Source organism: Streptomyces canus 299MFChir4.1 (assembly GCF_000383615.1).
Classification (GTDB): Bacteria; Actinomycetota; Actinomycetes; order Streptomycetales; family Streptomycetaceae; genus Streptomyces; species Streptomyces canus_C.
Genome location: NZ_KB911680.1, coordinates 1 through 5,096 on the forward strand (window position 1 = coordinate 1; position 5,096 = coordinate 5,096).

6 protein-coding genes and 2 pseudogenes are annotated in these 5,096 nt (G+C 66.8%); 3 read left to right on the plus strand and 5 right to left on the minus strand.

All coding sequences use genetic code 11. The annotated features are described in order from the left end of the window. Nucleotides 1-276 (plus strand): ATP-binding protein (locus tag H293_RS0148625; RefSeq protein ID WP_020124980.1); only part of this gene is annotated, 276 nt, incomplete at its 5' end. 380 nt (nucleotides 277-656) lie between these two features. On the opposite strand, the gene H293_RS54215 is transcribed toward H293_RS0148625, so the two are convergent. The 5 genes and pseudogenes from H293_RS54215 to H293_RS0148650 all read right to left on the minus strand — a co-directional run bounded on the left by H293_RS54215 (nucleotide 657) and on the right by H293_RS0148650 (nucleotide 4,342). Then, complete coding sequence (locus H293_RS54215) at nucleotides 657-863, minus strand: hypothetical protein (RefSeq protein ID WP_020124981.1); 207 nt, start codon at nucleotides 861-863, stop codon at nucleotides 657-659. A 327-nt stretch (nucleotides 864-1,190) separates the two neighbouring features. Beyond that, nucleotides 1,191-1,733: an MOSC domain-containing protein gene (locus tag H293_RS0148635; protein WP_078612964.1), complete on the minus strand. Its 543-nt coding sequence runs from the start codon at nucleotides 1,731-1,733 to the stop codon at nucleotides 1,191-1,193. 689 nt (nucleotides 1,734-2,422) lie between these two features. After that, nucleotides 2,423-2,854: a DUF4259 domain-containing protein gene (locus H293_RS0148640; protein WP_020124983.1), complete on the minus strand. Its 432-nt coding sequence runs from the start codon at nucleotides 2,852-2,854 to the stop codon at nucleotides 2,423-2,425. 71 nt (nucleotides 2,855-2,925) lie between these two features. Continuing rightward, nucleotides 2,926-3,626: pseudogene (locus H293_RS53605) on the minus strand (transposase); the annotation flags it as partial. Between the two features lie 194 nt (nucleotides 3,627-3,820). Next, nucleotides 3,821-4,342, minus strand: a complete 522-nt coding sequence (locus tag H293_RS0148650) for a hypothetical protein (RefSeq protein ID WP_158694610.1) — start codon at nucleotides 4,340-4,342, stop codon at nucleotides 3,821-3,823. 216 nt (nucleotides 4,343-4,558) lie between these two features. On the opposite strand from H293_RS0148650, the pseudogene H293_RS62095 reads away from it, so the two are divergent. Both H293_RS62095 and H293_RS0148655 read left to right on the plus strand, forming a co-directional pair. Continuing rightward, nucleotides 4,559-4,836 (plus strand): annotated as a pseudogene (locus H293_RS62095) (transposase); the annotation flags it as partial. 52 nt (nucleotides 4,837-4,888) lie between these two features. Beyond that, nucleotides 4,889-5,096, plus strand: a 208-nt coding sequence (locus H293_RS0148655) for a transposase (RefSeq protein ID WP_020124985.1), incomplete at its 3' end; no start/stop codon positions are given.

Here is a 5,096-nt window from a genome sequence, read left to right on the forward strand (position 1 = left end):
GTCCTCGTGGTCGACGAAGTGGGCTATCAGCCCCTCGAACGTGCCGAGGCGAACCTGGTCTTCCAGGTCATCTCCAAGCGTTACGAGAAGGGCTCCATCATCCTGACCTCGAACAAGACCTTCAGCGAATGGGGCCAAGTCTTCGGCGACGAGGTCCTCGCCACCGCGATCCTCGACCGGCTCCTCCACCATTGCGAAGTGATCGCGATCAACGGCCCGAGCTACCGGCTCAAGAACCGCCTCCAGGCCATCGAGCGAGAGACCGAAGTGGCCTGACAACTGGGGACGTTCACCCGTACGCGACCGGGGAGAGAAGTCCGTACGCCGACACGTGGCAGCCCGGGCCGGCCGGCGCCGGCGAGCCTTCAGTCCTTTGGCCGCACACGTGAAGCGCGGCCGTGGTCGAGGTCGCGGGCCGGGAGATGAGCGGTTGCGGCGACCGCGAGGAGCATGCCGGCAGAAAGGGCGTGAATACCCCGGGTGTCATGGCGGCGGCCTGTTTGTTCCAGGCCAGGGCCATCTTGAGGTTCTCAGGTCGCGGCAGATTTCGGCGGCGTCGGCAGGCAGCCAGTCGGGAGTGCTGACAAAAGTCGAACCAGGCGGGTTGGTCGTAGCTGTCGGCCTTCGTCTGGACGAGGAGGTTCTCTGAGGCGGCCTTACCGGTCGCCACCAGCTCCGGCTTGGGTCTCGGGGCCGTCGATGCGCAGGGTGATGTTCTCGGCGGCGGCGTAGGCGAACACGTCCTCCAGGGCGTGCGGTCGTAGGCCGAGCTGGTCGGGGATGGCGAATTCGCGCTTCGACATGAGCGGGCTGATCTCGCTGTTGGCGCGGCCGATGGGGGAGGAGTCCACCGTGTAGATCACGCCGAGGGCCTGGCAGGGGACCGGCGCGTGGGTGAACCGGGGTGGCCAGCAGCCCGCCAGTGCAGACGAGTTCGTACTTCGGCCCGGTCCCGGCCTGCCGTCGACGGGCGCCCCGGCGCCGTTCGTGACGCGCGGACTCGCAGCGCGCCTGCCAGCGTGGCGCGAGTTGTTCGATCAACCCGCTGAGATGCTGAGGCGCGACGCGCCGAGATGTTGACGCGCGACGCGGCAGAAGGCGTGATGGGCCATGGCCGCACGGGCGTCCTTGATTCTCACACCTCAAGAACCCGCGCGGCCGTCGTCAGTCACGGCCTGGCCAAAAGATGGTCAGACCCGGTCCAGGGGGCGGTGCGGACCGCTGGGAAGCTCCATTTCGATCGCGTCGCCAGGGCGCACCACGCCGCCTTCCTTCACGATGCTCATGATTCCGGCTTTGCGCACGATGTTCCCCGCCGCGTCGCGGCCGACGACCTGCTTCAGCAGCCCGTCCTGGAAGAGCTCGATCTGCAGGCAGGGATTGCGGAGGCCGGTGACTTCCAGGACTGCGGAGTCGCCGATGCGCAGCAATGTGCCGACCGGCAGGCCGAGCAGATCTATGCCGCGCGTGGTGATGTTCTCGCCGAGTTCGCCGGGCACCACCTTGAACCCTTCTTCGCCGACCTCGGCGAAGAGCTCTTCATGAATGAGATGGACCTGGCGCAGATTCGGCTGGGTGGGATCCTGCGCGACGCGAGAGCGGTGCTTTACCGTCACACCAGCGTGAACGTCCCCCTCCACACCAAGCCCAGTGAGCAATCTGACGCTGTCCCGGTTCGGCTTGGTGAACGAGTACTCCCCGTTGCTGCTGACCGCCGTCACTCTTCCGCTCATACCTCGGAACCCCCTCGTCGGTAACCGTGATCAGCCACGAGCCTAGCCTTTCCCCTCAAGGCACAGCATCCACGATCAATCGCGGGTGGGGTCGTAACCGGTCGAGCAGGACGACCGCCGCGCCGGTCAGCCAACCCGGCGAGCTACCAGGTTGCGCTGGGTGGTGCGGCAGGTGTTGCGCCGGATGTTGCGCTGAGCATTGCGCTAGGCGTTGCGGGACCTGTAGATCCCCTCTCGCATCTGTGCATGCCAGTACGCCGTTTTGGCGTGGTCGGGCTGCTGACATCCCCCTTGCGACCCCTTCGACCATGCCCTGGCTGGAGTTGAGGATGGTGCAAGAGCGGGATGGCGCGGACGCCCGGGGATCGGGGCGCGCTCAGTCGGTTGCGCGTCGGCGGGGGAGGGGACGGGGCCGGGCGCGGTGCCGGCGTGCGGGTGCCGCCACCGGCTGGAGGCGTCGCGGGCGACGTCGACGCCGACCTCCACCACCAGCTCGGGTTCCACCAGCATGCCGTTCAGCTTCTTCTGGCTGCCCGGCCCGGCAGAGAATGACCAGCTTGTCCACGGATGGCCGCGCCGCCCCGCAGCGAGGAGACCGGAGACCGCCGCACCTCCCGCCTAGGCGGGAGTGTGGCTGTGTCACTTTTTCGGTGGGCTCTGGATAAGGGTTTGTGGCAGGTGACGCTCTGTCACTGATCGACATCAAGCAGCGGGATGGACGGCGATTGCGGAGCAAGAACTGCGCGAAGGCGGTTGAGGTTGGCTTGCCACTGCTTCCAGTCTTCCGGGTCGACCCAGTTCGATGCTGCTCCGGCCTGGTCGCTGGTGATGCGAGCGAGAGCCGTGTCCGCGAGCGTCCTGAGATCGTCAGATAAGGCGGGCATGGGTTCTTCAGGTCCGTAAGGTGTGTCGATTGGGTCGCCGCCAGGGCATTGCGACGCAATCAGTGCGGCTGCGGCCACCGCTTCTTCTCCTTCGGTGAGCCAGCCGGTGGCGCCGATGGTGCGCGTGAGGACGCCACGGATCAGTGCCTCGCGGTCCTCGGGTTTGGCGTCATCGAGATCTCCGGCGAAGTCCGCGGCCGAGTCGTTGTCGAAGGGGCCAGTGTCCCAGGTGCCCATGTTGAACTCCTTGCGTAGTTGCGCCTGGATCCTCGCATCAGCCGCTGACAATTCGATCACCGGCCAGGGCCCTTCCAGAAGCCGAGTGCGCCGTCGCCGACCGCGAGGACGGGAGCGCGCATCCCGCGCCGTTGGCAGTCGCGCAGCAGGTCGCCCACGAGTCGGCGGACTCGCGGTAGCCGTCGTTCATGGCGATCAGCTCTTTCGTGCCGTCCGTGCGGGCGCCCATGCCCACCAGCGCGCACGGCTTCGCCTCCCTCAGGCGTATGCGCAGGTGGATGCCGTTGGCCCAGACGTAGACGTAGACGTAGTCGCTGGCGGACAGATCGCGCTCGCCGAACGCCTGGTGGTCGGCCTGCCACTGCTGGGTGGGGCGGGTGACCGTCACCGGCGATAGCCCGGCCGTCGACCCCAGGAACTGCTCAAGCGCGGGCCGGAAGTCGCCAGACGACAGGCCGTGGAGATAGAGCTGGGGCAGCACCTCGCTGATCTTCGGGGGCTTGCGGCACCAAGGCGGCAGGATCGCGGAGGAGAGCCGCTCGCGCTCGCCCGAGGCCTCGTCGACGCGCTGGTCGTTCACCCGTGGTGTCTTCACCTCGACCGCCCCGCCGCGGTCGTGACATTCCTCGGCTGGTGATAGCCGTTGCGGACCACCAGGCGGCGCCCGTGCACGTCGCGCTGGTCGGCCAACTCATCTATATACGTACTGACTTCGGCTTCCATGGCGGCGCCGAGCACCCGGCGTCGCGCCCTCGCGGACGATGCCGTCCATGACCAGAAGTCGATCACGGGGGAGGTGCGCCCTTTGCGCCCAACCCGCGTCCGATCCACAGGCCATAAGCATTGCTCGTGAATATCAGCTCGCTGGGTGTGAAGTACGAGCGTTGCGTCAGGGCTCGGCGGAGTCCGATGCGGGGCACCAGGTGGCTGGCACCCCGGACGGAGGAGTGGACGGGACCAACCGGACTAGAGAACCAGGACGGTCATCCAGAGCGCCCACATTCCCAGGGTGAGCATCAGAACTGCGCTTTGGCTGAGCCACCGCCTGATCCAGATGAGAGTGCTCTGCCTGGCCACTCCGGTTCGTACTGCCCGGCGCGTCACGAGGTGACTCAACTGGCGTGATGCGAACAGCGCGCTGGGCACCGCGGCGACCGGAGAAGGCGCGATCCGCACAGACTGCTCTGCCGTTGAATCACCCTGGACCAGCAGCAGAGCACCGATGACGAGCAGGGCCGCGACGACGAACCACAGCCATGAGCGAAACGCCAGCACGTCCGAAGCGGGGCACCACAGGCCGTTCTCGGCCTTCCGACGGATCCTTCCTCGTCGAAGCTCAAGCAGAGCCGCCACGGCCTGGTCGGCTTCAGCGGCTGCGATTGCCGCCTCCTGTCGGTCCCCTCGTTCCGAAACGAGGAACATCCAGGCGGTCAGGCGGGTCTCGAAGGCTCGCAGCACGCCGCCGCAGCTCGTGTTCACCGCAGCCATCGCCGCCATCCCTGCTGTCGGTAGGAGCGGTACGCCCGTAGAGCCCGTGGGCCGTAGAGGCTCCGCCGTACCATCTGTCGATGTTGTCCGCGCGCCGCGGGTAGCGGTGCTGCGAGGCATCCGCTTGTTGTACCTGCCGCGGCCACGAGCTCCCCTCGTGAACCGGGCCGTTCTGCGGCTTTTCGAGAGTCTTCCGACAAGTACCGCCGCCTGCTGCTGAACACGCATATAAGCCGCGCCATGCGGGAGCTGATCGACGTCCGATTATGGCTGACCGCCTACCAACTGCCGCCGTACGCTCCCGAATTCAACCCGGTCGAGGGGCGTGTGGTCGCACCTGAAACGGTTCCTGGTCCACCTCATCGAACACGGCCTCGACCAGCTCACCCCTGGCGAAGACCCCGCTCAAACGGGTTGCGTCCAGGGAAGTGGTGTACGGGTTCGACCTGATCCGGGGGTTTGCCCCGGCATCGGGATGGGGCCCGCATAGATGAACGGCCACCGGCTGATCTTCGAAGTGTCGAAGCCTCGAAGGAGATCAGCACGATGACCGCACCAGACAGTCTGCCCCTGCACGCCCTCGCCGAGGACAACCTCGCCGCGGCGAGTCCCGACCTGCTGCGCGCGATGGTCAAGACGTTCGCCGACGCACTCATGTCCGCCGAGGCCGACGCCCTCTGCAACGCCGAATACGGGCAGGTCAGCGAGGAACGCGTCAACCACCGCAACGGCTACCGCCCACGCGAGTGGGACA

Coding starts and splice junctions, on each gene's coding strand:
- H293_RS0148635 (WP_078612964.1), bottom strand. CDS start 1,733: ATGAGCGGAAGAGTGACGGCGGTCAGCAGCAACGGGGAGTACTCGTTC.
- H293_RS0148640 (WP_020124983.1), bottom strand. CDS start 2,854: ATGGGCACCTGGGACACTGGCCCCTTCGACAACGACTCGGCCGCGGAC.
- H293_RS0148650 (WP_158694610.1), bottom strand. CDS start 4,342: ATGGCTGCGGTGAACACGAGCTGCGGCGGCGTGCTGCGAGCCTTCGAG.